The following is a 23,092-nucleotide window of genomic DNA, read 5'->3' as shown; positions in this document are numbered from 1 at the left end:
GATTTCTTCAACAACTTCAACCACTTGCGCTTGCGATCTCTCGTAAGCGGGAGGCGAATTCTACAGCGTTACACGCTGCTGTCAACACCTATTTTTCAACTTCCTTTTGGCTTCGATGAACTGAAGCAACTTGCTGCCGAAAACTGCGTAACTCATTGTTTACCAAGGAGTTTTCCGTTTCGACTGCGCCGGAAGTGGGGCGAATTATAGGCTTCCAGAATCTGCCGTCAACCTTCTTTTTCACATTTCTGTCATATAAGTCAAAAAAGCCCCAATAATGCAAAGGCCGGCCCCAAGGGGCCGGCCTTTTACCTACCGAGCCTTACAGGCTAGGGAAGGCGAATTGCGACGCTTCATGGCTGGCCCGTTGCGGCCAACGCTGGGTGATTGCCTTGCGACGGGTATAGAAACGCACCCCGTCCGGCCCATAGGCATGCAAGTCGCCAAACAGCGAACGCTTCCAGCCACCAAAGCTGTGATACGCAACCGGCACCGGCAGCGGCACGTTCACCCCCACCATGCCGACTTCAATCTCATCACAGAACAGGCGCGCCGCTTCACCGTCACGGGTGAAGATACAAGTACCGTTGCCGTATTCATGATCGTTGATCAGCTGCATCGCCGCTTCCAGGCTATCCACCCGCACTACGCACAGCACCGGCCCAAAGATCTCTTCTTTATAGATACGCATCTCAGGGGTGACGCGGTCAAACAAGCTGCCACCGAGGAAAAAACCTTGCTCATGCCCTGCAACACTCAAGCCACGGCCGTCAACCACCAGCTCAGCCCCCGCCGACACACCGTCCTCTATATAGCCACTGACTTTATCTCGCGCCTGCCCCGTCACCAACGGGCCCATATCCAGCCCGCAAGAAGTGCCCGCACCAATCTTCAACGCCTTGACCTGAGGCGCCAGCTTGGCGATCAACGCATCCGCTACCTGGTCGCCCACGCACACAGCCACCGAGATCGCCATGCAACGCTCACCGCAGGAACCATAAGCCGCGCCCATCAGGGCACTCACAGCGTTATCCAGGTCTGCATCCGGCATCAGCACCGCGTGATTCTTCGCCCCACCCAGCGCCTGCACGCGCTTGCCGCGTTTGGTCGCTTCGGAATAGATGTACTCGGCAATCGGCGTCGAACCTACAAAGCTCAAGGCTTTGACTTCCGGCGCTTCGATCAATGCGTCCACCGCGCCCTTGTCGCCATGCACCACGCTGAGCACGCCTTTGGGCAATCCGGCTTCCTGCAACAGCTGCGCGATCAACAGCGTCGAACTCGGGTCGCGCTCTGAAGGTTTAAGGATGAAACAGTTACCGCAGACAATCGCCAGCGGGTACATCCACAACGGCACCATCGCCGGGAAGTTGAACGGGGTGATACCCGCCACTACGCCCAACGGCTGGAAGTCCGACCACGCATCAATGTTCGGCCCTACGTTGCGGCTGTATTCACCCTTGAGAATCTCCGGCGCCGAGCACGCGTACTCCACGTTCTCGATCCCACGCTTGAGTTCACCCGCGGCGTCTTCCAGGGTCTTGCCATGTTCTTCGCTGATCAACTGCGAGATCCGTGCTTCGTTCTGCTCCAGCAGTTGCTTGAAACGAAACATCACTTGGGCACGCTTGGCCGGCGGCGTATTGCGCCAAGCCGGAAACGCCGCCTTGGCTGAGTCAATCGCCTGTTGAATGGTTTCACGACTGGCCAAAGGCACCTGGTGAATCACCTGCCCGGTAGACGGGTTATAGACGTCGGCACTACGACCGCTGTCGTTGACCAGTTCACCGTTGATCAAATGCTGGATAAGGCTCATGCAGGGCTCCTGAAAAATTGTTCTATATAGAAGGAGAAATCAGTCGATCTTGTTCAGCACTTCGCCGACCGCGTCAAACAGACGGTCCAGGTCCTGCGGCTTGCTGTTGAAGGTTGGCCCGAACTGCAGGGTGTCGCCGCCAAAACGCACATAGAAACCGGCCTTCCACAACGCCATGCCGGCCTCGAATGGACGCACGATGGCATCTCCATCACGTGGGGAAATCTGAATCGCACCGGCCAGGCCGTAGTTGCGAATGTCGATCACATTCTTGCTGCCCTTCAAACCGTGCAGCGCATTCTCAAAGTGCGGCGCGACTTCGGCTACGCTCTGCACCAGGTTTTCTTTCTGCAACAGGTCCAATGCCGCCAAGCCCGCCGCGCAAGCTACCGGGTGCGCCGAGTAGGTGTAGCCGTGGGGGAATTCCACTGCGTATTCCGGCGTCGCCTGGTTCATGAAGGTCTGGTAGATCTCGCTGCTGGCAATCACCGCGCCCATCGGAATCGCGCCGTTGGTGACTTGCTTGGCAATGCACATCAGGTCCGGGGTCACGCCGAAGCTGTCGGCACCGAACATCGAGCCGGTGCGGCCAAAGCCCGTGATCACTTCGTCGAACACCAACAGGATATTGTGCTGGTCGCAAATTTCGCGCAGACGCTTGAGATACCCCTGCGGTGGCACCAATACCCCAGCGGAACCGGCCATAGGCTCGACAAATACGGCCGCAATGTTCGACGCGTCATGCAGCTCGATCAGCTTGAGCAACTCATCGGCCAAGGCAATACCGCCCTGCTCCGGCATGCCCCGGGAGAAAGCGTTGCTGGCCAGCAAGGTGTGAGGCAGATGGTCAACATCCATCATCGCCTGGCCAAACAGCTTACGGTTACCGTTCACACCGCCCAGGCTGGTACCGGCAATGTTCACGCCGTGGTAACCACGGGCGCGACCAATCATCTTGGTCTTCGTGGCCTGACCTTTCAGGCGCCAGTAGGCCCGCACCATCTTCACCGCCGTATCGGCACATTCAGAGCCCGAATCGGTGAAGAACACATGATTCAGGTTGCCTGGGGTCAGCTCGGTGATTTTTTCCGCCAACTGGAAGGACAACGGATGACCGTACTGGAAGCCTGGAGAGTAGTCCAAGGTGCCCAATTGCTTGGCGACCGCTTCCTGGATTTCCTTGCGCGTATGCCCGGCGCCACAGGTCCAAAGGCCCGACAACGAATCATAGACCTTGCGCCCCTTGTCATCGGTCAACCAGCTACCTTCGGCGGCCACGATCAGGCGTGGATCGCGCTGGAAGTTGCGGTTGGCGGTGTAAGGCATCCAGTGCGCATCCAGCTTCAATTGGCTGGCCAGGGACGATGGGGCGTTTTCGGGCATGTTCATCAGCAAAACCTCGCAGGGCAAAAGGCAGCGTCGGGATTGAAAAAGCGTTGTTGCAGCTAAATTGCCACGGGGATAAAGTCGGTGAAATCCAACTCTTCTAACCTTCAGTCAGGACTTCACTAAACTATGAGCAGCCGTCGTCCCGACCCTTTGGCCCAAGTCAGTGACTTCGATATTCGCCTGCTGCGCATCTTTCGCAGCGTAGTGGAGTGCGGCGGCTTCTCGGCAGCGGAAACCGTTCTCGGCATCGGGCGCTCGGCCATCAGCCAGCAGATGAGCGACCTTGAGCAACGACTCGGGCTACGACTCTGCCAACGCGGCCGCGCCGGTTTTTCCCTGACGGAAGAAGGCCGTGAGGTCTATCAATCTGCCCTGCAACTGCTGAGTGCCCTGGAAAGTTTTCGCACCGAGGTCAACGGCCTGCACCAACATTTGCGCGGCGAGTTGATCATTGGCCTCACCGATAACCTTGTCACTCTGCCCCATATGCGCATCACCCACGCATTGGCGCAGTTGAAAGAACGCGGCCCGGACGTGCAGATCCAGATCCGCATGATCGCCCCCAATGAAGTGGAGCAAGGCGTACTCGACGGTCGCCTGCACGTCGGTGTGGTGCCCCAGGCCAGCGCACTGTCGGGCCTGGAATACCAGCCGTTGTACAGCGAACGTTCCTTGCTCTATTGCGCGGTCGGCCACCCGCTGTTTTACGCCGACAACAAGCAACTCGACGACGAGCGCGTCGACAGCCAGGACGCCATCGCCCCCACCTTCCGCTTACCTGCGGAAATCCAGGCCCATTACCAGGCGCTCAACTGCACCGCCAGTGCGTCAGACCGTGAAGGCATGGCGTTCCTGATTCTCACCGGGCGTTATATCGGCTACCTGCCCGATCACTACGCCAGCCTGTGGGTACAACAAGGCCGACTGCGTGCGCTGAAACCGGCTACACGTTTTTACGATTTGAGCCTGGCATCGGTCACGCGCAAGGGCCGTCGCCCTCATTTGGTGCTGGAAAGTTTCCTGGAAAGCCTGGCCGCCACCCGCTGATTCGGGCCTCGCGCAAAAAGCTGAGCATATGGACAGCTTTTTGCAAGGACTCAAGGACCTTGAACCGTCCGCCTTGAGTTGACCCGCCATGCCCCCAGAATCCTCCAGCCCCAGCGACCTGATCTACGGCCTCAACGACCGGCCGAAACCACTGCCCGCTTTCCTCGCGGCGCTGCAACATGTATTGGCGGCGTTCGTCGGCATCATCACGCCGCCTCTGATTATTGGCTCCACCCTCGGCCTCACCGCCCACTTGCCCTACCTGATCAGCATGGCGTTGATGGTTTCCGGCGTAGGCACCTTCATCCAGGCACGCAGGCCGTTTGGTATCGGTGCCGGCATGATCTGCCTGCAAGGCACCAGCTTTGCGTTTCTCGGCGCGGTGTTGTCTGCAGGCTTTCTGGTGAAACAACGCGGCGGCAGTCCGGAAGACATTCTGGCGATGATTTTCGGCGTGTGCTTCTTTGGCGCGGCGGTACAGATTGTATTGAGCCGCTTTATCGGCCAGCTGCGCCGCGTGATCACACCGCTGGTGACCGGCATTGTGATTACGCTGATCGGCATCAGCCTGATCAAAGTGGGTATCACCGACCTCGGCGGCGGTTTCAATGCACCGGACTTCGGCGCCCCCGCCAACCTGGCGCTGGGCCTGTTCGTGGTTTTGACGATCATCCTGCTCAACCGCTCGAACACGCCCTGGGTACGCCTGTCGGCCATCATCATCGGCCTGGCCCTGGGCAGCCTCGCGGCGTGGTTCAGCGGTAAACTTGTTCCCCAGGCTTTGCCTGACCTGCCATTGGTCAGCCTGCCTACACCATTCCGCTTTGGTTTCAACTTCGACTGGAGCGCCTTCCTGCCGATTGCGCTGATTTATCTGATCAGCAGCATCGAAACCGTCGGCGACCTCACCGCCAATTGCATGATTGCCCGCCAGCCTATCAGCGGCCCTTCTTATATAAGCCGGCTCAAGGGCGGCGTCCTCGGCGATGGGGTGAGCTGCATGATCGCCGCCACTTTCAGCGCTTTCCCCAACACCACGTTTGCGCAGAACAATGGTGTGATCCAGCTCACCGGCGTGGCCAGCCGTTACGTCGGTTTATACATCGGCGTGTTGCTGTTCTGCCTGGGCCTGTTTCCGCTGATTGGCGCCGTGCTGCAGCAAATCCCCAAGCCGGTGCTGGGCGGCGCGACCCTGGTGATGTTCGGCAGTGTGGCCGCAGCCGGCGTGCGCATTCTCGCCCAGGCACCGCTGGATCGACGCAGCATGCTGATTATCGCCACCTCGTTCGGTGTTGGCCTGGGTATCGCCGCGCAACCTAACCTGCTGCACCTGATGCCGACACTGGTGCAGAACCTGTTCGACTCCGCCATCACCAGCGGCGGTATCACCGCCATCCTCCTGTGCCTGTTACTGCCGGAGGCCAAGGCAAGTACCACCGCCGCAAACCACACCCCGGAACGCGACAGCCTGGAACCGCTTTGACGGTTTTATTGCATCAGGACTTGTCTGAGGCTTGAGGGTGGGTTATCTGTGCACACGTCGTCTCTATCGATCAGCACGGAAACCTCCATGAGCCTCGAAGTTCCTGCCCACAGCAACCACGGCGGTAAACCCGCCAGCCGCATTCGGCAAAAGAATGAACAAGCGATTCTCCAGGCTGCTGAAGATGAATTCGCGCGCCATGGCTACAAAGGCACCAGCATGAACACCATCGCTGCCAGCGCCGGGCTGCCCAAGGCCAACTTGCACTATTACTTCACCAACAAGCTGGGCCTGTACATCGCAGTGCTGAGCAACATCCTCGAACTCTGGGACAGCACCTTCAACGCGCTGACCGCCGAGGATGACCCGGCCGTGGCGCTCGCTCGTTACATCCGCACCAAGATGGAATTCTCGCGCCGCCAACCCCAAGCCTCGCGGATCTTCGCCATGGAGATCATCAGCGGTGGCGAATGCCTCACGGAATATTTCGGCCAGGACTATCGGGCCTGGTTCAGTGGCCGTGCCGCAGTGTTCCAGGCGTGGATCGACGCCGGCAAAATGGACCCCGTCGACCCCGTGCATCTGATCTTCCTGCTGTGGGGCAGCACCCAGCACTACGCTGACTTCGCCACCCAGATCTGCCGCGTCACCGGTCGCACCAAGCTGACCAAGCAGGACATGGAAGATGCCGGCACCAATCTGATCCATATCATTCTCAAAGGCTGCGGCATCAAGCCAGCCCTATAAACGAAGCGATTTATGTCTTTTACGCTCACCGGTTTTTGCGAGTTTCGTGAAGAAATACGCAAAAGCCGCTTTATCACCTTGGCGGCGCCGATTACCAGCCCGCAGGACGCCCAAGCGTTTTTCGAGCGACACAGCGACCTGAACGCCACGCACAACTGCTGGGCCTGGAAGCTGGGCGATCAATACCGCAGCAGCGATGACGGCGAACCCGGTGGCACCGCCGGGCGCCCGATCCTCGCGGCCATCGAGGCCCAGGGCTTTGATCAGGTGGCCGTATTGGTGATCCGCTGGTACGGCGGCATTCAACTGGGCACGGGTGGCTTGGCCCGTGCCTATGGCGGCGGGGCCAATAAATGCCTGCAAAATGCCGAGCGCATCGAGCTGATCAGCCGCGTACCTCTGAGCTGCGCCTGTGGCTTCTCCGAGCTGAACCTGGTGAAACTGCGTGTCGCTGAACTCGGCGGGCTTGTGGTGGAAGAAACCTTCACCGCCAACGGCGTAGAGCTGCAACTCGCCCTGGGGGAGGCGCACATCGACACCCTGCAAACCCAGCTCGCCGACCTGAGCCGTGGGCGCATCCTGCTCGAACGCTGAAACTGCTACTGTTATGCGCTGAACTCCCTGAACCGCGATTTCAAAGGAAGCCTTTCATGTCTACGCCAAAAACCGCACTGATCATCGGCGCCTCGCGCGGGCTGGGCCTTGGCCTGGTCAAGCAACTGCTCCAGGACGGCTGGGGCGTGACCGCTACCGTGCGCGATCCGAACAAGGCAGATGCCCTGAAAGCCGCGGGGCCGGTGCAGATCGAGAAGTTGGATATGGACGACCAGCAAGCCGTGATCGCCCTGGCCCAACGCCTGAAAGACCGCACCTTCGACCTGCTGTTCGTCAACGCCGGCGTCAAGGGCCCGGCCAACCAGGAGCCCGGCCACGCGACCCTGGCGGAAGTCGGCCAGTTGTTCTTCACCAACGCCGTGGCGCCAATCAACCTGGCCCAGCGCTTTGTCGGGCAGATCCGCAAAGACACCGGCGTGCTGGCCTTCATGAGTTCGGTACTGGGCAGCGTGACCATTCCCGACGGCTCGGACCTGGCGCTGTACAAGGCCAGCAAGGCCGCCCTCAATTCGATGACCAATAGCTTTATCACGCAACTGGGCGAGCCCAAGCCGACGGTGCTGTCGCTGCATCCAGGTTGGGTGAAGACCGACATGGGCGGCGAAAATGCCCACATCGACGTCGAGACCAGCGTGCGCGGCCTGGTGGACCAGGTAAATGCCTACACCGGCAAAGGCGGCCATCACTTCGTCGACTACAAGGGCGACACCATCACCTGGTAACCCCCCCAACTGTAGGAGCGAGCTTGCTCGCGAAGAACGCCCAAGCACTGCGTTAAACCAGACTGCCCGCGTCATCATTGACGATTTTCGCGAGCAAGCTCGCTCCCACAGAGGTAAACTGCCCACCTCGCCCTCCCCGGCGACCCTGGATCAGCAGACAGGGCAACACTGAGCTGGCAAACCTGAACCCATCATTCAGAGGAGCCGGCCAATGCCTGCGACCCGTATCTGGTTAAAAAACCCCCTCGCGATTTTCACTGCCAATGGCCTCGATGCCCGTGGCGGCCTGGTGCTGCAAGACGGTGTCATCACCGAAGTGCTGGCCCAAGGGCAAGCGCCTGCACAACCCTGCGCGCAGGTGTTCGATGCCCGCGAGCATGTGGTGCTGCCTGGGCTGATCAATACCCACCACCACTTCTATCAAACCCTGACCCGCGCCTGGGGCCCGGTGGTCAACCAGCCGCTGTTTCCCTGGCTGAAAACCCTGTACCCGGTATGGGCGCGGCTCACCCCGGAAAAGCTCGCCCTGGCCAGCAAAGTCGCCCTGGCCGAATTGCTGCTCTCGGGCTGCACCACTGCGGCCGATCACCACTACCTGTTCCCCGATGGTTTGGAAAACGCCATTGATGTGCAGGTAGGCAGCGTGCGTGAACTGGGGATGCGCGCCATGCTCACCCGCGGTTCCATGAGCCTGGGCGAAGCCGATGGCGGCCTGCCACCGCAGCAAACCGTGCAGCAAGGCCAGGTGATTCTCGAAGACAGCCAGCGCCTGATCCGCGAATATCACCAGCGCGGTGACGGTGCGCAGATCCAGATCGCCCTGGCGCCGTGCTCGCCGTTTTCCGTCACCCCCGAAATCATGCAAGCCAGCGCCGAGCTGGCCAACCAGCTGGACGTGCGCCTGCACACCCATTTGGCGGAAACCCTCGATGAGGAAGATTTCTGCCTGCAACGCTTCGGGCTGCGTACCGTGGATTACCTCGACAGCGTCGGCTGGCTCGGCCCACGCACCTGGCTGGCTCACGGCATTCACTTCAACCCGGACGAAATCGAGCGCCTGGGCGCAGCCGGCACCGGCATCTGCCATTGCCCAAGCTCGAATATGCGCCTGGCCTCCGGCATCTGCCCCACTCTGGACCTGCTCGCCGCCGGCGCCCCGATCGGCTTGGGCGTGGACGGCTCGGCCTCCAACGACGCTTCGAACATGATCCTTGAAGCCCGCCAGGCCCTGTACATCCAGCGCCTGCGCTACGGCGCGGAAAAGATCACCCCCGAAGGCGTATTGGGCTGGGCCACCAAGGGCTCGGCGCAGTTGCTGGGGCGCACAGACATTGGCGAGTTGGCCGTCGGCAAGCAGGCGGACCTGGCACTGTTCAAGCTCGATGAGCTGCGCTTCTCCGGCAGCCATGACCCCATTTCCGCACTGCTGCTGTGCGGCGCGGACCGGGCAGACCGAGTGATGATCGCGGGTCAATGGCGGGTGATTGATGGTCAAGTCGAAGGCCTGGACCTCAAGGGCTTGATCGCCGATCACAGCCAGGCCGCGCGCCATTTGATCGCGGGCACCTAAGCCAGGCGCCAATCAAAATGTGAGAGCGGGCTTGCTCGCGAATGCGGTGTGTCAGTCAGTACATCTGTGACTGAACCACCGCATTCGCGAGCAAGCCCGCTCCCACATTGGGTCTGCGGCGCCTTTCAAATCGGGTTACAGCCCCAACAGCGACAGCATGATAAAGGTCGCAAACAACACAAAATGCGTCATCCCTTCTATCGCATTGGTTTCACCATCGTTGAGGTTGATCGCGCTGACGATCAGCGTGATAAACACCATAACCGTTTGCACCGGCGTCATCGCCATCTGGAACGGCTGCCCGGTGTAGAGCGCCATGGCTTCCATCACCGGCACCGTCAGGATCACCGTGGACAACGAAGCCCCCAGCGCGATGTTGACCACCGATTGCATGCGGTTGGCCAACGCGGCGCGCAATGCCGTGAGGATTTCCGGAGCGGCCGAGATAGCCGCCACCACAATCGCGGTAATCACTGGTGGTGCGCCTGTGCCTTCCAGGCCCAGGTCGAGGGTCTTGGACATCACCTCGGCCAGCGCGCCAATCACGATCACCCCAAACACCAGGGTCGCAATGGAAAACGTCAGGCTGACAGACGGCGCGTGCTCGTCTTCCGGCTGTTTCTTACGGCGTTTCTCCGGGTAGCTGTAGCTGAAGAAATAACTGTGCGGCCCCACCTGCATGCGCAGGAATAAGGTGTAAAGCACCACCATCGCGCCAATGGTGAAGGCCGAGTAAATTTTCCAGTCCGCTTCGGGGATAAATTCCGGTACCACCATCGACACCCCCATGGCGGTAAGAATCATCACACTGTAGGTGCGCGCTGAGTCATCGTTGTAGGACTGTTCGCCATGCTTGATGCCGCCCATCAGCGCGGCCAGGCCGAGGATACCGTTGATATCGAGCATCACCGCTGAGTAGATGGTGTCGCGCACCAGGGTGGGCGATGGCTCGTTACTCATCATGATCGCCAGGATCACCACTTCCACCAATACCGCGGCGAGGGTCAGGATCATGGTGCCGTAGGGGTCGCCGACTTTTTCCGCCAACTGTTCGGCGTGATGGGCCACGCGCATCGACGCCATCACGATAAACGCGATCAGCGCAAAGCCGGCCAGCAACGCAACCAGTTGGCCGCTGTGGAGCATCCAGTGCTCCAGCGGGTAGGCGGCGATGGCGGCAATCAGCGCCAGCAGCATGAATTTTTCTTGCTTGAGGGATGTGAGCATTCCGGGCCTTTTCGTACAGCGAATCAGTCATTGATGGGGTACAGACTGCGCCGAGCCGCTAACGTTTCGTTACACCTTAGTTCAGGCCGCCCTTGCGTGAGTGACAGAAATACTCTCCTGCTGGTCAGGTTTTGCCGATTATTTCAGCCATGGCCTGTAGAATGCCGCCATTGCACCTGATGAGATTTTAAAAATGTACGATTGGCTCAACGCCCTGCCCAAGGCTGAATTGCACCTGCACCTGGAAGGCTCGCTGGAGCCTGAGTTGCTGTTCGCCCTGGCCGAGCGCAACAAGATTGCGCTGCCATGGAACGACGTCGAAACCCTGCGCAAAGCCTACGCCTTCAACAACCTGCAAGAGTTTCTCGACCTGTATTACAAGGGCGCCGATGTGCTGCGCACGTCCCAGGACTTCTACGACCTGACCTGGGCTTACCTGCTGCGCTGCAAAGCCCAGAACGTGATCCACACCGAACCCTTCTTCGACCCGCAAACCCACACCGACCGTGGCGTGCCGTTCGAAGTGGTGCTCAACGGCATCGCCGCTGCGCTTAAAGACGGCGAGCAGCAACTGGGCATCACCAGCGGTTTGATCCTCAGCTTCCTGCGCCACCTGAGCGAAGACGAAGCGCAGAAAACCCTCGACCAGGCGCTGCCGTTCCGTGACGCGTTCGTGGCCGTCGGCCTGGACAGCTCGGAAATGGGCCACCCACCGAGCAAGTTTCAGCGCGTGTTCGACCGTGCCCGTCACGAAGGCTTCCTGACCGTGGCCCACGCCGGTGAAGAAGGCCCGCCCGAGTACATCTGGGAAGCCATCGACCTGCTGAAAATCCAGCGCATCGACCACGGCGTGCGAGCCATTGAAGATGAACGCCTGATGCAGCGCATCATCGACGAACAGATCCCGCTGACGGTATGCCCGCTGTCCAACACCAAGCTCTGCGTGTTCGACGACATGGCCCAGCACAACATCCTCGACATGCTCGAGCGTGGTGTAAAAGTCACCGTGAACTCGGACGACCCTGCCTACTTCGGCGGTTATGTCACCGAGAACTTCCACGCGCTGCACACCTCCCTGGGCATGACCCAGGACCAGGCCAAACGCCTGGCGCAGAACAGCCTGGATGCGCGGCTCGTGAAACCGTAACTGAATAGACTTGGACTCAACCTGTGGGAGCTGGCTTGCCTGCGATAGCGGTGTATCAGCCAGCCTCTTATTGCCTGACCTACCGCTATCGCGGGCAAGCCCGGCTCCCACATGGCCCCATCAGCTTCAAGCCTGGGTGAGTTCTTCCAGGGTCTTGCCCTTGGTCTCCATCCCGAACAGCCACACCACCAGCGCCGCCACCGCAAAGCACAGCGCGCCCAAGGCAAATACACCGCCCTGCCCGGTTATCGGGAACACCAACCCGGTCACCAACGGCCCCAGCAACGAACCAACCCGCCCAATCGCCGACGCAAACCCCGAGCCGGTTGCACGTGCCGAGGTGGGATACAACTCCGGCGTGTAGGTGTACAGCACCGCCCACATGCCAAACAGGAAGAACTGCATCAACAACCCCGAGGTGATCAGCAGGCCCACGTTGCCGCCAAACACTGCGCTCTGCCCATACAGAAACGCCATCACCCCGCCGCCCAGCAGGGTCACCACGCACACAGGCTTGCGTCCCCAGCGCTCCACCAACCACGCGGCCATCAAAAAACCTGGGATTCCGCCCAGGGAAATGATCACCGTGTAATACACCGACTGAGTCACGGCAAAACCCGATTGCTGCAACAACGCACTCAACCACGACGTCAGCCCGTAGAACCCAAGCAGGGCGAAGAACCACACACTCCAGATCATCATCGTGCGTTGGCGGTACTGCGCCGACCACAGCTGCTGGAACGCGGAGAAAAACGTCCCCGGCGCACTCTCGATCCGTGGCAGGGCAATCGGCTCCGGCAAGTCGGCGCCGCCCAGGGAATCGCGCACCTTCTGCTCGATGCCAAGCAAGACCTTGTCCGCCGCCTCATGGCGCCCAGCCTGTTCCAGCCAACGCGGCGACTCCGGGATAAAGAAACGGATGGCCAGCACGAACACCGCCGGTACCGCCAGCACCAGGAAGATGTCGCGCCAGCCAATCACCGGCAACAAGAAGTAAGACAGTACGCCCGCAGCCACAAAGCCCAACGGCCAGAAACCATCCATCAAGGCGATATAGCGCCCGCGTCTTTTGGCGGGGATCAGCTCCGACAGCATCGACTGGGCAATGGGAAACTCCATGCCCATGCCAATGCCCAGCAGGATCCGAAACAACGTCAGCGTCTCCACCGTCTGGGCCGTGGAACACAAATAGCTCGCCAACCCCCAGAGGACGATGCTCCACTGAAACACCGGTTTGCGACCGAATCGATCAGCAAGCATCCCGGACAGCGAAGCGCCCACCACCATGCCGAAAAAACTCGAACTGGCCAGCAACCCGGCCTGGGCCGTGCTCAGGCCAAACTCGGTTTTGATCGAGCCCAACAGGAAGGTCATCATCGCCAGGTCCATGGAGTCAAAGAAAAACGCCAGGGCGATGATGATGAAAATGATTCGGTGGTAACCGCTGATGGGCAACCGTTCCAGGCGTTCCGCCGCGCTATAACCCTGCCTACCCATGCCACACCCCTCGTATGAAAAATCCCCCTTGCGAGTGTGCGGCATCGTTTGCGCCGGCTATTGCTGGATGCGACCTGACGACAGCTGAGAACGACGCCAGCGCCTGTAGGAGCGAGCTCGCTCGCGAAGATCGTCAACGATAACGCGGGGTTTCTGGATAAAACGCGGCGCACTCGAGTTTTTCGCGAGCAAGCTCGCTCCTACAGTTTGGCGATGCGGGCTATGTGCTCAAGCCCCAGGTCATTGACCGACAAGGCCCGTGACTCGTTGATCACGCTGATCCAGTTCGCCTGCAGAAACAGTTGCATCAAGCCCGCCCCCAACGCACCGCCCAAGTGGGGTTGTTGCTGGCTCCAGTCGAAACAGTCGCAGGCCAGCGGCGATGCCAATGCCTGGGTAAAAATGCCCAACTGCGCCAACGCCTGCACGCCATTGGGCGTCACCTCTGTACGCGGCTCATGGCGCTCGATCCACCCGGCCTCAAGCATCCGTTGATACAACTGCGCCGCCAGCTCGCCGCCGAGGTGGCCATGGCACCAGCGGGCACGGCGCAGCAATGGCGGTGCGCGCAGCGCCGCTGGCAAAACATCAGGTGTGCTGCGGGCCGCGCTGGCCATAGTGGTGCTGGCCAGCGCATCAATGGCAGCACTGACATCGGCCGCCGCTACACGAAACAGGCGCTGGCCCCGCCGCGCCTCGATCCGCAACAGGCCGCTGCCGGACAGCCGCGCCAAATGTGCATTGGCTGACGCCGGCGACAGCCCGGCCAGCGTCGCCAGCTCTTCGGAAGTCTTCGCCGAACCGTCCATCAAGGCCCAAAGCATGGCCGTGCGTTTAGGCTCGGCGAGCAAGCTGGCGATCTGACTGATGCAAGGTGCTGCTCCCATGTATTCACTCCCTGTTAAACCATTTTTCTGCTGCGGTTGACGCCCAAGTATAGGTGCGCAGGCAGGAGGTTCCCCGGTGTCTGACGGTGCAAATCAGGACAAGATATGAGTGAAACTTCCGAGCGTGGCGCAGGCTATTGACGAGAAGCCATTCGTCCCGGTCGCTGGGCCGTCAATGTCGCACAACGGGACACGAGCATGTCCCGCAGCAGATTGATGGGTTTACTCAATTGCGCACGGTGGGCGCACAGCAGGTTGAGCGGGGTGCGCTCGCCCTGCAGTTCCGGCAGGATCAGACGCAAGCGCCCGGCTAGCACATCGGTGCTCACATCCAGCCAGGACTTGTAGGCGATGCCCATGCCCGCCACCGCCCAGCGGCGCACCACATCGGCGTCATCGCTGAAGCGATCGCCGCTGACCGTCAGGCCCACATGACGCTTGCCATCGTAAAAACCCCAGTGGTCGTGGACGCGGCTGCCGAGCATGTACAGCAGGCAATTGTGCTGGGCCAATTGCTCCAGATGGCGCGGCTCGCCATGCCGGGCGAGGTAACTGGGGGCGGCGCAGAGCACGCGGACATTGTCCGGGGCAATGGGCAGCGCAATCAGGCTGGAGTCTTCGGGTTCGCCGTAACGCAGGGCAATGTCCACGGGCTGGCGGAACAGGTCGGCGATGCGATCACCGAGCAACAGGCGCACGTTCAGTTGCGGATGCTCCTGCTGGAACGCATCCAGCCACGGCAACAGTTGGTTGCGGCCGAAATCCGAGGGTGCCGACAATTGCAGCACGCCACTGACATGATCCTGGCCACTGGCCAATAGGCGCCGCCCTTCATCCAGCGCGCTCAGTGACGCCCGCGCGTACGCAAGGAAGCCCTCGCCTTCGGCTGTCAGGCGCAGGCTGCGGGTGGAGCGCGCCAGCAAGCGCGTACCCAGTTGCTGTTCGATACGCTTGAGCGCGGCACTGGCCACCGCCGGGGACAGGTCCATGACCCGCGCTGCGGCCGACAGGCTGCCCAAGTCCGCCGCTCGCACAAACAACTGCAAATCATCAAAACGCAGCATGCATTTCCGCTCATTATCAATATTTGGTTGAAACAGCCTGCTGTTTTAGCCGCTTTTATCGGCGTGGGAAATAGCCAATCATCTGTCCATCCCGTTAGCCCGTGCCAGGAATCGACTATGCCCACTGCTTTTAATGTCATCGCCACGCTGATCGCCAAACCCGGCCAGCACGCCACCCTGGAAACCCTGCTGCGCGGCCTGCTGGAACCGACCCGCCTGGAAGCCGGTTGCGAGCAGTACGACCTGCACCAGGACCTGCAACACCCCGAGACCTTCTACATGCTCGAGCGCTGGAGCGACGACGCTGCACTGGCCGACCACGACCAGAGCGCGCATATCCAGAGCTTTCGCGCCAAGGCCGCCGATGTGATCGAACACTTCGAACTCAAGCGCCTGAAATTTCTCGCCTGATCCCGCCTTTTTTGTAGGAACGAGCATGCTCGCGAAAACCCCAACGACGAGGCGCGAAACCAGAAACACCGCGTCATCGTTAACGATCTTCGCGAGCAAGCTCGCTCCTACCTTGACCGTATTCACTTGGAGTCATCATGAAAGCCATCGCCTACTACGCCTCACTGCCGATCACCGATCCAGAATCCCTGCAAGACATCGAACTACCAGCCCCCGTGGCCGGCCCCCGTGACCTGTTGGTGGAAGTCAAAGCCATCTCGGTCAACCCGGTGGACACCAAGGTGCGCCAGAACGTCGCCCCGGAAAATGGCGCCGCCAAGGTGCTGGGTTGGGACGTGGCGGGTGTGGTCAAGGCGGTCGGCAGTGACGTGACGTTGTTCAAGGCCGGCGACAAGGTGTACTACGCCGGTTCCCTGGTACGCCCAGGCGGCAACAGCGAATTGCACACAGTTGATGAGCGCATCGTCGGCCATATGCCCCAAAGCCTGGGGTTTGCCGAAGCGGCCGCATTGCCGTTGACCGCTATCACTGCGTGGGAGCTGTTGTTCGAACGTTTGCAGGTGACTGAAGGCAAAGACGATCAAGGCCAGAGCCTGCTGATCGTCGGCGCTGCCGGTGGTGTGGGGTCGATCCTGACTCAGTTGGCCAACCAGCTCACCGCGTTGAAGGTCATCGGCACCGCCTCGCGCCCCGAGACTCACGCATGGGCCAAGGCCCTGGGAGCACACGTGGTGATCGACCACAGCCAGCCGCTGAGCGAAGTGTTGAAACAGGCCGGGCACGGGCAAGTGACCCACGTCGCCAGCCTGACCCAGACCGAGCAACACCTGGACCAACTGGTCGAAGCACTGCAACCCCAAGGCAAGCTGGCGTTGATCGACGATCCCAAGGCCCTGGATGTGAGCAAGCTCAAGCGCAAGAGCCTGTCGCTGCACTGGGAGTTCATGTACACCCGTTCGATGTTCGAAACGCCAGACATGATCGAGCAGCACAACCTGCTCAACCGCGTGGCCGAACTGATCGACGCCGGCACCCTGAAAACCACGGTAGGCGAGCACTTCGGTGTGATCAATGCAGCAAACCTGCGCCGCGCCCACGCCCTACTGGAAAGCGGCAAGGCCAAGGGCAAGATCGTGCTGGAAGGGTTCTGAAAAAACGGCTGTCAGTGTCGTCTGTTATCCACGTAGGTAACGGACGACACCATTAGTCCGAGAGTTGATCCTTGTCATATTTATGCGCCCGTTCAGGTTTATATTGGCCGCCTTTGCCACGATTCTTTTACGTGAGGAAGTCAGCAATGAAAATCCTGATAAAAGCGTTAGCAAAATCCCCAGGCAGCCAATGGCAAGTTCGTCTCGACGGCGAGGCCATCACCTTTCGCAGTGAAGCCGAGGCCCGCGCCTTCGCCGACACGCTGCAGGCCCGGATCCAGGCGCCCCATCGCTTCCCCCTCAACCAGCAACGTTCCGCTGGCTAAACCGAACTTCAGACCTGCGCCTGTACGGCCCTTGCCCGTTGCAGGCGCTGGGTCGCCATGGCAATGGTCACCGCCAGCACCCCGCAGAGGCTGATGACCATGGCCATCGGCATCGCCGTGCCGTCGTGCAACACACCGACCAACGACGCCGCCCCTGCAGCCACACCGAACTGAATGCAACCGAGCAACGCCGATGCGCTGCCGGCCCGAGCCCCCTGCCCGCTCATGGCACAGGCCGAGGTATTCGGCAAAATGCAGCCCAGGCTGGCGATACAGATAAACAGCGGCACCAATAACGGCCATAGTGCCTCAGTGCGCAACGCGGCAATTCCCAACAGCGTCAACGCCGCCGCCACGTACACCCACACGGTACGCGACAACAAAAACGCCGGGCCGCGCTTGGCGAGCAATCTTGCGTTCAGTTGCGCCACCAGGATAAAGCCCGCGGCGTTGGAGCCAAACAACCAGCCGTAATGCTCGGCCGGTACGCCATAGAGCTTGATAAACACGAAGGGGGAACCGGCGATGTAGGCAAACATCCCGGCAATCGAGATGCCGCCGGTCAAGGCATAGCCCAGGTACACCCGGTCTGACAGTAGCGAGCCGTAGCGGCGCAACGAGCCCGACAACGGCTGGCGCGGCTGATTGGCCGGGAAGGTTTCCGGCAACCCGACCGCCACGGCGATGGCCGCCATCACGCTGAACAACGACAACGCCAGGAAAATCGACTGCCAGCCCCACACGCCGACCATCAGGCCACCGGCCAACGGCGCCAGGATCGGGGCCAGGCCGGTCACCAGCATCAGTTGCGAATACACCTTGGCCGAACCCACGGCATCGCATTTGTCACTGACCACCGCCCGGGAAATCACCATGCCCGCACACCCGCCAAGGGCCTGCACGAAGCGTGCACCGATCAGCCATTCCAGGGACGGCGCATACGCACAAGCGAAAGACGCGAGGGTAAACAGGGTGACGCCGCTGAGCAACGGCACGCGCCGGCCAAAGCGGTCGGCCAGCGGCCCGTAGATCAATTGGCCAATAGCCAGGCCCGCGAAATACACCGCCAGGGTCAGCTGGATATGTTTTTCGTCAGTGGCGAAGGCCGAGGCCATTGCCGGAAATCCCGGCAGGTAAAAGTCGATCGCCAACGGCGCGAAGGCGCTCAAGGCGCCCAGAATCAGGATTATGCGAAGGTTCATCAGACACCCAAGTGAGTCGGCAGCTCGACAGTCTAGCCGCGCTTGGGTGCCATGAACATTACGTTAGGTGGCTAACGATCAGAAAATCACGCCAACTTGACGCTGTAGCCTTCCTCGGCAATCAGATCGATCACTTGGTCAGAGGACAGACTGCTTGCCACCCGCACTTCTTTAGCCTTCAAGTCGACCTCCACACTTGCTGCCGAATCCTGGCTCTGTACCGCCTGGGTCACCGCTTTAACGCAATGGCCGCAGGTCATTCCTTCAACGCTGAATATTTGCATGACATGACTCCTTTGATGAGGTTGAGCCCAGTGTCGAGCTTGCCATGATGGCAAGGTCAAGTTCTCAGTATTTCTGCCGGGCTGGTATTCGGCGGCGGCGTCGTCCAAGCTTCAACCTCCCTAGCTGTGAACCATGGAGCATTCGCCATGCGCTGGTCGTTTTTTGCCCTTGCCGGCCTGATGAGCTTGCCTGCCGCTGCGCCCCAGGCCCTGGCAGCTGAAGATTATGCGGTGCTGATTATTTCCCGCGAACGCCTGGAAGTGCCGACCCACTGCGAGATCGGCCTGTATATCCAGGACCAACTGGCCGGGCGTCTGTTCCAGGAGCAGGCCACCTCCTTCAACCTTCCCCCCGGCGATGTGTCGCTGCGCCTGAAAGTGTTGCCGAGTCAGGCCCCCGGCTGTCTGCCAGGCATGCTCGCGCCTCCCGCGCAGAACATCACCTTGAAAGCCGGCGATGTACGCAAATTACGCATTGCACTGGGCCCGGACGGCATGTACCTCAAAGCGGCGAAACTGGAATACTGAGTAACCCCACGATCGTTCCCACGCTCTGCGTGAGAACGCCTCATCGGACGCGCTGCGTCCCGGGTACAAGGCACTACTTCAACGCCAGGGTGACGCGGAGCGTCACGGGCTGTATTCCCACGCAGAGCGTGGGAACGATCGGCGCAGAGCGGGGGAACGATCGGGCTTGACCTTCCCCACAGGTTAAGGTTGATCCTAGTGGCAACTTCTTCTGGAGGACTGCCCCATGAATGGATCCACCACCTTTGACCTGCCCATCGGCGGCATGACCTGTGCCAGCTGTGCCGGGCGGGTCGAACGCGCGCTGGGCAAAGTGCCTGGCGTGCAACGTGTCAGCGTCAACCTGGCCAATGAGCGCGCGCACATCGAAGTACAGGGCCAGATGGACCCCAGCGTGTTGATCGCCGCCGTCGACAAAGCCGGCTACACCGCCAGCCTGCCCCAAAGCGAAACCGCTACCGACGCCGATCAGGCCCGGCGCCTGCGCCGCGAGCGCTGGTCGCTGGTGGCGGGCGTTCTGCTGGCGCTGCCCTTGGTGCTGCCGATGCTGGTAGAACCCTTCGGCCTGCACTGGATGCTCCCCGCCTGGATACAGTTTGCCCTGGCCACGCCGGTGCAATTCATCCTGGGTGCGCGCTTCTATGTCGCCGCGTGGAAAGCCGTGCGCGCCGGCGCCGGCAATATGGACCTGCTGGTGGCGATCGGTACCAGTGCCGGCTACGGCTTGAGTATCTATGAATGGCTCACCGCCGCCCCAGGCGTGACGCCGCACCTGTACTTCGAAGCCTCGGCGGTGGTGATCGCCCTGGTGCTGCTGGGCAAATACCTGGAAAGCCGCGCCAAGCGCCAGACCGCCAGCGCCATCCGCGCCCTTGAAGCCTTGCGTCCGGAACGTGCGATTCGCGTGCAGGACGGCCGTGAAGAAGACGTCGCCATCAGTGCGTTGAAGCACGGCGACCTGGTGCTGGTCAAACCCGGCGAACGCTTCCCGGTGGACGGTGAGGTGGTGGAAGGCCAGAGCCATGCCGATGAAGCCCTGATCAGCGGCGAAAGCCTGCCGGTGCCCAAACAACCCGGCGACGCGGTCACCGGTGGCGCCATCAACGGTGAAGGCCGCCTGCTGGTGCGCACCCTGGCCCTGGGCGCGGAAAGCGTGCTGGCGCGCATCATCCGCCTGGTCGAAGACGCCCAGGCCGCCAAGGCACCGATTCAGAAACTGGTGGATAAAGTCAGCCAGGTGTTCGTGCCGGCCGTGCTGGTATTGGCGCTGATTACCGTAGTGGGCTGGTGGCTGTATGGCGCATCCCTGGAAACCGCCATCATCAATGCGGTGGCCGTATTGGTGATCGCCTGCCCTTGTGCCCTGGGCCTGGCCACACCGACCGCGATCATGGCCGGCACTGGCGTCGCCGCACGCCACGGCATCCTGATCAAGGACGCCGAAGCCCTGGAGCGCGCCCATGCCGTGAGCGCCGTAGTGTTCGACAAGACCGGCACCCTCACCTCCGGCGCGCCCAACATTGCGCATTTGGCGGCCGTGGATGGTGACGAAGCCCTATTGTTGCAACAGGCCGGCGCCCTGCAACGCGGCAGTGAGCACCCACTGGCCAAAGCCGTGCTGGATGCTTGCCGCGAAAGAGGCTTGGACGTGGCCGATGTGAGCGCCAGCCAATCCCTGACCGGGCGCGGCATTGCCGGTACGCTCGACGGTCGGCCATTGGCGCTGGGTAATCGCCGCTTGCTGGAAGAGACCGGCCTGGACGCAGGCGATTTAGGCCCTCGTGCCAAGGAATGGGAAGCCGAAGGCCGCACCTTGTCCTGGCTGATCGAACAAGGCGCGCAACCCCGTGTGCTGGGGCTGTTTGCCTTTGGCGACACGCTCAAGCCCGGCGCGTTGCAAGCCGTGCAACAACTCAAGGCGCAGCACATCAGCAGCCACCTGATCACCGGCGATAACCACGGCAGTGCACGGGTGGTGGCCGAGGCCTTGGGCATCGACGATGTGCATGCCGAAGTACTGCCCGCCTATAAAGCCGCTGCCGTGGCCGAGCTGAAAAAAACCGGCGTGGTGGCCATGGTCGGCGACGGTATCAACGATGCACCAGCCCTGGCCGCTGCCGATATCGGCATCGCCATGGGCGGCGGCACCGACGTGGCCATGCACGCCGCCGGTATCACCTTGATGCGTGGCGACCCGCGCCTGGTGCCGGCCGCCCTGGAGATCAGCCGCAAGACCTACGCGAAAATTCGACAGAATCTGTTCTGGGCCTTTGTGTATAACTTGATCGGCATTCCCCTGGCCGCCTTCGGCCTGCTCAACCCGGTACTGGCTGGCGCTGCCATGGCCTTGTCCAGCGTCAGCGTGGTGAGTAATGCCCTGTTGTTGAAAACCTGGAAACCCAAGGAATTGGAGGATCAACGCCCATGAACATCGGCCAAGCCGCCCGCACCAGCGGGCTAAGTGCGAAGATGATTCGCTACTACGAATCCATTGGCCTGCTGAAAACCGCCCACCGCACCGACAGCGGCTACCGGGTGTACGGCCACGACGACCTGCACACCCTGACGTTCATCAAGCGCTCGCGAGACCTGGGGTTTTCACTGGAAGAAGTCGGCAAGTTGCTGACCCTGTGGGAGGACCGCCAGCGGGCCAGCGCCGACGTAAAAGCCCTGGCGCGCCAGCACATCGACGAGCTGAACCACAAGATTCGCGAGCTGGGGCAACTGCGCGATACCTTGCAGGACCTGATGGAGCACTGCCAGGGCGATCACCGGCCCGATTGCCCGATCCTCAAGGAGTTGGCAGCGGGCAACTGCTGCGCCTGACAGACAGCACAATGATCGTTCCCACGCTCCGCGTGGGAATGCCGCTTTCGACGCTCCGCGTCACGCTTTAGGACGCAGAGCGTCCAGGGATGCATTCCCACGCAGAGCGTGGGAACGATCAGCGTCGCTGTAAGTTACTGCATCCAAGGCGGCGGCGGTGGCTCGTCCGGCACTTTGCTTGGTGGCGCATCATCCGCCGCGCGAATCGCCTGGCGACGCTCTTCATCCAGCCGCGCCGCTTCGATTTCGCGGATCACACCGCCCACATCCGCCAGTTCTTCCGGTTCGTCGAACTCACCGGTCAATACACTGGCCGGGTGCAAGGTGCCGGCTTCATACAGCGCCCACATTTCCTTGGCGTACTTGGTTTTCTTCAACTCCGGGGCAAAACGCCCGAAGTAGGAAGCCATGTTGCCAACGTCGCGCTCCAGCATGCTGAACGCGTGGTTGTTACCCGCCGCATCCACCGCCTGGGGCAGGTCGATGATCACCGGGCCCGTAGGCGTGAGCAGTACGTTGAACTCGGAAAGGTCACCGTGCACCAGGCCGGTGCACAGCATCAGCACGATCTGGGAGATCAGGAAAGCGTGGTACTCGCGCGCCTGGTCCGGCTCCAGCACTACGTCATTCAGACGCGGCGCCGCATCGCCGTATTCGTCGGCCACCAGTTCCATCAACAGTACGCCTTCGAGAAAGTCGAACGGCTGGGGCACACGAACGCCCGCACCGGCCAGGCGAAACAGCGCCGCCACTTCCGCGTTCTGCCAGGCATCTTCGGTTTCTTTCTTGCCGAACTTGGAGCCCTTGGCCATGGCTCGTGCCTGGCGGCTGTTACGGACCTTACGGCCTTCCTGGTATTCGGATGCCTGACGAAAACTTCGTTTATTCGCCTCCTTGTAAACCTTGGCGCAACGCAATTCATTGCCGCAGCGCACCACATAAACAGCTGCTTCTTTACCACTCATCAGAGGGCGCAGCACTTCGTCGACCAGACCGTCTTCGATCAGGGGTTCAATGCGTTTAGGAGTCTTCATCAGCTTTTATTGTGGGTCCTGTATTACCAAACACGCGTGTGGAACTCGTTATACGGCAATCGGCTCGCCGGGGGGAGAGGCTACTGACCTCTGACCCCTTGAGAATGCATTCAATGGGC

The 23,092-nt window shown here is 60.9% G+C and carries 23 protein-coding genes; 14 read left to right on the top strand and 9 right to left on the bottom strand.

Annotated features, from left to right (window positions below; all coding sequences use genetic code 11):
• The coding region (locus OC445_RS16130) for a hypothetical protein (protein WP_262019923.1) at positions 1 to 210 on the top strand (210 nt) is incomplete at its 5' end.
• A gap of 112 nt (positions 211 to 322) precedes the next feature.
• On the opposite strand, the gene OC445_RS16125 is transcribed toward OC445_RS16130, so the two are convergent.
• Both OC445_RS16125 and OC445_RS16120 read right to left on the bottom strand, forming a co-directional pair.
• Complete coding sequence (locus tag OC445_RS16125; RefSeq protein WP_034125914.1) at positions 323 to 1,816, bottom strand: CoA-acylating methylmalonate-semialdehyde dehydrogenase; 1,494 nt, start codon at positions 1,814 to 1,816, stop codon at positions 323 to 325.
• Between the two features lie 39 nt (positions 1,817 to 1,855).
• Positions 1,856 to 3,205, bottom strand: coding sequence for an aspartate aminotransferase family protein (locus OC445_RS16120; protein WP_054896425.1), 1,350 nt, complete (start codon positions 3,203 to 3,205; stop codon positions 1,856 to 1,858).
• Between the two features lie 126 nt (positions 3,206 to 3,331).
• On the opposite strand from OC445_RS16120, the gene OC445_RS16115 reads away from it, so the two are divergent.
• The 6 genes from OC445_RS16115 to OC445_RS16090 all read left to right on the top strand — a co-directional run bounded on the left by OC445_RS16115 (position 3,332) and on the right by OC445_RS16090 (position 9,389).
• Complete coding sequence (locus tag OC445_RS16115; protein ID WP_034125912.1) at positions 3,332 to 4,252, top strand: LysR family transcriptional regulator; 921 nt, start codon at positions 3,332 to 3,334, stop codon at positions 4,250 to 4,252.
• Positions 4,253 to 4,340: 88 nt separating this feature from the next.
• On the top strand, positions 4,341 to 5,735 hold the full coding sequence (locus tag OC445_RS16110) for a uracil-xanthine permease family protein (protein WP_054918737.1): 1,395 nt from the start codon (positions 4,341 to 4,343) through the stop codon (positions 5,733 to 5,735).
• Between the two features lie 87 nt (positions 5,736 to 5,822).
• Complete coding sequence (locus OC445_RS16105) at positions 5,823 to 6,482, top strand: TetR/AcrR family transcriptional regulator (RefSeq protein WP_034125910.1); 660 nt, start codon at positions 5,823 to 5,825, stop codon at positions 6,480 to 6,482.
• Between the two features lie 12 nt (positions 6,483 to 6,494).
• On the top strand, positions 6,495 to 7,076 hold the full coding sequence (locus OC445_RS16100) for an IMPACT family protein (RefSeq protein WP_054918742.1): 582 nt from the start codon (positions 6,495 to 6,497) through the stop codon (positions 7,074 to 7,076).
• Positions 7,077 to 7,132: 56 nt separating this feature from the next.
• Positions 7,133 to 7,819, top strand: a complete 687-nt coding sequence (locus OC445_RS16095; RefSeq protein ID WP_054918743.1) for an SDR family oxidoreductase — start codon at positions 7,133 to 7,135, stop codon at positions 7,817 to 7,819.
• A gap of 211 nt (positions 7,820 to 8,030) precedes the next feature.
• A complete protein-coding gene (locus tag OC445_RS16090; protein WP_060764621.1) occupies positions 8,031 to 9,389 on the top strand; it encodes an 8-oxoguanine deaminase in 1,359 nt (452 codons plus the stop codon).
• 135 nt (positions 9,390 to 9,524) lie between these two features.
• On the opposite strand, the gene OC445_RS16085 is transcribed toward OC445_RS16090, so the two are convergent.
• On the bottom strand, positions 9,525 to 10,616 hold the full coding sequence (locus OC445_RS16085) for a calcium:proton antiporter (protein ID WP_003188263.1): 1,092 nt from the start codon (positions 10,614 to 10,616) through the stop codon (positions 9,525 to 9,527).
• A 193-nt stretch (positions 10,617 to 10,809) separates the two neighbouring features.
• Between OC445_RS16085 and OC445_RS16080 the strand changes: the two genes are divergently transcribed.
• The gene (locus OC445_RS16080; protein ID WP_014716772.1) at positions 10,810 to 11,763 is read left to right on the top strand and encodes an adenosine deaminase; all 954 of its coding nucleotides are present in this window, start codon (positions 10,810 to 10,812) and stop codon (positions 11,761 to 11,763) included.
• A gap of 126 nt (positions 11,764 to 11,889) precedes the next feature.
• On the opposite strand, the gene OC445_RS16075 is transcribed toward OC445_RS16080, so the two are convergent.
• From OC445_RS16075 to OC445_RS16065, 3 genes are all read right to left on the bottom strand, one after another.
• Positions 11,890 to 13,260, bottom strand: coding sequence for an MFS transporter (locus OC445_RS16075; RefSeq protein WP_057977730.1), 1,371 nt, complete (start codon positions 13,258 to 13,260; stop codon positions 11,890 to 11,892).
• Positions 13,261 to 13,460: 200 nt separating this feature from the next.
• Positions 13,461 to 14,147, bottom strand: coding sequence for an ArsR/SmtB family transcription factor (locus OC445_RS16070; RefSeq protein ID WP_034125905.1), 687 nt, complete (start codon positions 14,145 to 14,147; stop codon positions 13,461 to 13,463).
• 134 nt (positions 14,148 to 14,281) lie between these two features.
• Complete coding sequence (locus OC445_RS16065; protein WP_198791529.1) at positions 14,282 to 15,211, bottom strand: LysR family transcriptional regulator; 930 nt, start codon at positions 15,209 to 15,211, stop codon at positions 14,282 to 14,284.
• Positions 15,212 to 15,328: 117 nt separating this feature from the next.
• Here OC445_RS16065 and OC445_RS16060 point away from each other — a divergent pair, with 117 nt between their 5' ends.
• From OC445_RS16060 to OC445_RS16050, 3 genes are all read left to right on the top strand, one after another.
• Positions 15,329 to 15,622, top strand: coding sequence for a putative quinol monooxygenase (locus OC445_RS16060; RefSeq protein ID WP_034125903.1), 294 nt, complete (start codon positions 15,329 to 15,331; stop codon positions 15,620 to 15,622).
• Between the two features lie 137 nt (positions 15,623 to 15,759).
• Positions 15,760 to 16,773, top strand: coding sequence for a zinc-binding alcohol dehydrogenase family protein (locus OC445_RS16055; protein ID WP_034125902.1), 1,014 nt, complete (start codon positions 15,760 to 15,762; stop codon positions 16,771 to 16,773).
• A 146-nt stretch (positions 16,774 to 16,919) separates the two neighbouring features.
• Entirely contained in the window at positions 16,920 to 17,099 is a 180-nt protein-coding gene (locus OC445_RS16050) for a hypothetical protein (RefSeq protein ID WP_014716767.1), read from the top strand.
• 8 nt (positions 17,100 to 17,107) lie between these two features.
• Here the strand turns inward: OC445_RS16050 and OC445_RS16045 are convergent, their stop codons facing one another.
• Positions 17,108 to 18,301 carry a multidrug effflux MFS transporter gene (locus OC445_RS16045; protein ID WP_057977734.1) on the bottom strand — a complete coding sequence of 398 codons (1,194 nt, stop codon included), beginning with the start codon at positions 18,299 to 18,301 and terminating at the stop codon, positions 17,108 to 17,110.
• A gap of 86 nt (positions 18,302 to 18,387) precedes the next feature.
• Positions 18,388 to 18,585, bottom strand: a complete 198-nt coding sequence (locus OC445_RS16040) for a heavy-metal-associated domain-containing protein (RefSeq protein WP_072445975.1) — start codon at positions 18,583 to 18,585, stop codon at positions 18,388 to 18,390.
• A 147-nt stretch (positions 18,586 to 18,732) separates the two neighbouring features.
• Between OC445_RS16040 and OC445_RS16035 the strand changes: the two genes are divergently transcribed.
• The 3 genes from OC445_RS16035 (at position 18,733) to cueR (ending at position 21,939) form a co-directional block, all read left to right on the top strand.
• A complete protein-coding gene (locus tag OC445_RS16035) occupies positions 18,733 to 19,113 on the top strand; it encodes a hypothetical protein (RefSeq protein WP_034125899.1) in 381 nt (126 codons plus the stop codon).
• Positions 19,114 to 19,339: 226 nt separating this feature from the next.
• Entirely contained in the window at positions 19,340 to 21,541 is a 2,202-nt protein-coding gene (locus OC445_RS16030) for a heavy metal translocating P-type ATPase (protein ID WP_198791528.1), read from the top strand.
• Positions 21,538 to 21,939, top strand: a complete 402-nt coding sequence (gene cueR / locus OC445_RS16025; protein ID WP_003188242.1) for a Cu(I)-responsive transcriptional regulator — start codon at positions 21,538 to 21,540, stop codon at positions 21,937 to 21,939. Before OC445_RS16030 ends, cueR begins: the two co-directional genes overlap by 4 nt.
• 134 nt (positions 21,940 to 22,073) lie before the next feature.
• Here the strand turns inward: cueR and OC445_RS16020 are convergent, their stop codons facing one another.
• Positions 22,074 to 22,973, bottom strand: coding sequence for a PA4780 family RIO1-like protein kinase (locus OC445_RS16020; protein ID WP_014716761.1), 900 nt, complete (start codon positions 22,971 to 22,973; stop codon positions 22,074 to 22,076).
• Between the last annotated feature and the right edge of the window lie 119 nt (positions 22,974 to 23,092).

The organism is Pseudomonas sp. Pse35, from assembly GCF_024519715.1.
GTDB classification, from domain to species: Bacteria; Pseudomonadota; Gammaproteobacteria; order Pseudomonadales; family Pseudomonadaceae; genus Aquipseudomonas; species Aquipseudomonas paracarnis.
The sequence above is the reverse complement of the archived record's forward strand: the minus strand, read 5'-3'. Positions and strand labels throughout refer to the sequence as shown.

Excerpts from the sequence above, each read along its gene's own strand:
- OC445_RS16125 (WP_034125914.1), bottom strand. The coding sequence starts at position 1,816 with ATGAGCCTTATCCAGCATTTGATCAACGGTGAACTGGTCAACGACAGC.
- OC445_RS16120 (WP_054896425.1), bottom strand. The coding sequence starts at position 3,205 with ATGAACATGCCCGAAAACGCCCCATCGTCCCTGGCCAGCCAATTGAAG.
- OC445_RS16115 (WP_034125912.1), top strand. The coding sequence starts at position 3,332 with ATGAGCAGCCGTCGTCCCGACCCTTTGGCCCAAGTCAGTGACTTCGAT.
- OC445_RS16110 (WP_054918737.1), top strand. The coding sequence starts at position 4,341 with ATGCCCCCAGAATCCTCCAGCCCCAGCGACCTGATCTACGGCCTCAAC.
- OC445_RS16105 (WP_034125910.1), top strand. The coding sequence starts at position 5,823 with ATGAGCCTCGAAGTTCCTGCCCACAGCAACCACGGCGGTAAACCCGCC.
- OC445_RS16100 (WP_054918742.1), top strand. The coding sequence starts at position 6,495 with ATGTCTTTTACGCTCACCGGTTTTTGCGAGTTTCGTGAAGAAATACGC.
- OC445_RS16095 (WP_054918743.1), top strand. The coding sequence starts at position 7,133 with ATGTCTACGCCAAAAACCGCACTGATCATCGGCGCCTCGCGCGGGCTG.
- OC445_RS16090 (WP_060764621.1), top strand. The coding sequence starts at position 8,031 with ATGCCTGCGACCCGTATCTGGTTAAAAAACCCCCTCGCGATTTTCACT.
- OC445_RS16085 (WP_003188263.1), bottom strand. The coding sequence starts at position 10,616 with ATGCTCACATCCCTCAAGCAAGAAAAATTCATGCTGCTGGCGCTGATT.
- OC445_RS16080 (WP_014716772.1), top strand. The coding sequence starts at position 10,810 with ATGTACGATTGGCTCAACGCCCTGCCCAAGGCTGAATTGCACCTGCAC.
- OC445_RS16075 (WP_057977730.1), bottom strand. The coding sequence starts at position 13,260 with ATGGGTAGGCAGGGTTATAGCGCGGCGGAACGCCTGGAACGGTTGCCC.
- OC445_RS16070 (WP_034125905.1), bottom strand. The coding sequence starts at position 14,147 with ATGGGAGCAGCACCTTGCATCAGTCAGATCGCCAGCTTGCTCGCCGAG.
- OC445_RS16065 (WP_198791529.1), bottom strand. The coding sequence starts at position 15,211 with ATGCTGCGTTTTGATGATTTGCAGTTGTTTGTGCGAGCGGCGGACTTG.
- OC445_RS16060 (WP_034125903.1), top strand. The coding sequence starts at position 15,329 with ATGCCCACTGCTTTTAATGTCATCGCCACGCTGATCGCCAAACCCGGC.
- OC445_RS16055 (WP_034125902.1), top strand. The coding sequence starts at position 15,760 with ATGAAAGCCATCGCCTACTACGCCTCACTGCCGATCACCGATCCAGAA.
- OC445_RS16050 (WP_014716767.1), top strand. The coding sequence starts at position 16,920 with ATGAAAATCCTGATAAAAGCGTTAGCAAAATCCCCAGGCAGCCAATGG.
- OC445_RS16045 (WP_057977734.1), bottom strand. The coding sequence starts at position 18,301 with ATGAACCTTCGCATAATCCTGATTCTGGGCGCCTTGAGCGCCTTCGCG.
- OC445_RS16040 (WP_072445975.1), bottom strand. The coding sequence starts at position 18,585 with ATGCAAATATTCAGCGTTGAAGGAATGACCTGCGGCCATTGCGTTAAA.
- OC445_RS16035 (WP_034125899.1), top strand. The coding sequence starts at position 18,733 with ATGCGCTGGTCGTTTTTTGCCCTTGCCGGCCTGATGAGCTTGCCTGCC.
- OC445_RS16030 (WP_198791528.1), top strand. The coding sequence starts at position 19,340 with ATGAATGGATCCACCACCTTTGACCTGCCCATCGGCGGCATGACCTGT.
- cueR (WP_003188242.1), top strand. The coding sequence starts at position 21,538 with ATGAACATCGGCCAAGCCGCCCGCACCAGCGGGCTAAGTGCGAAGATG.
- OC445_RS16020 (WP_014716761.1), bottom strand. The coding sequence starts at position 22,973 with ATGAAGACTCCTAAACGCATTGAACCCCTGATCGAAGACGGTCTGGTC.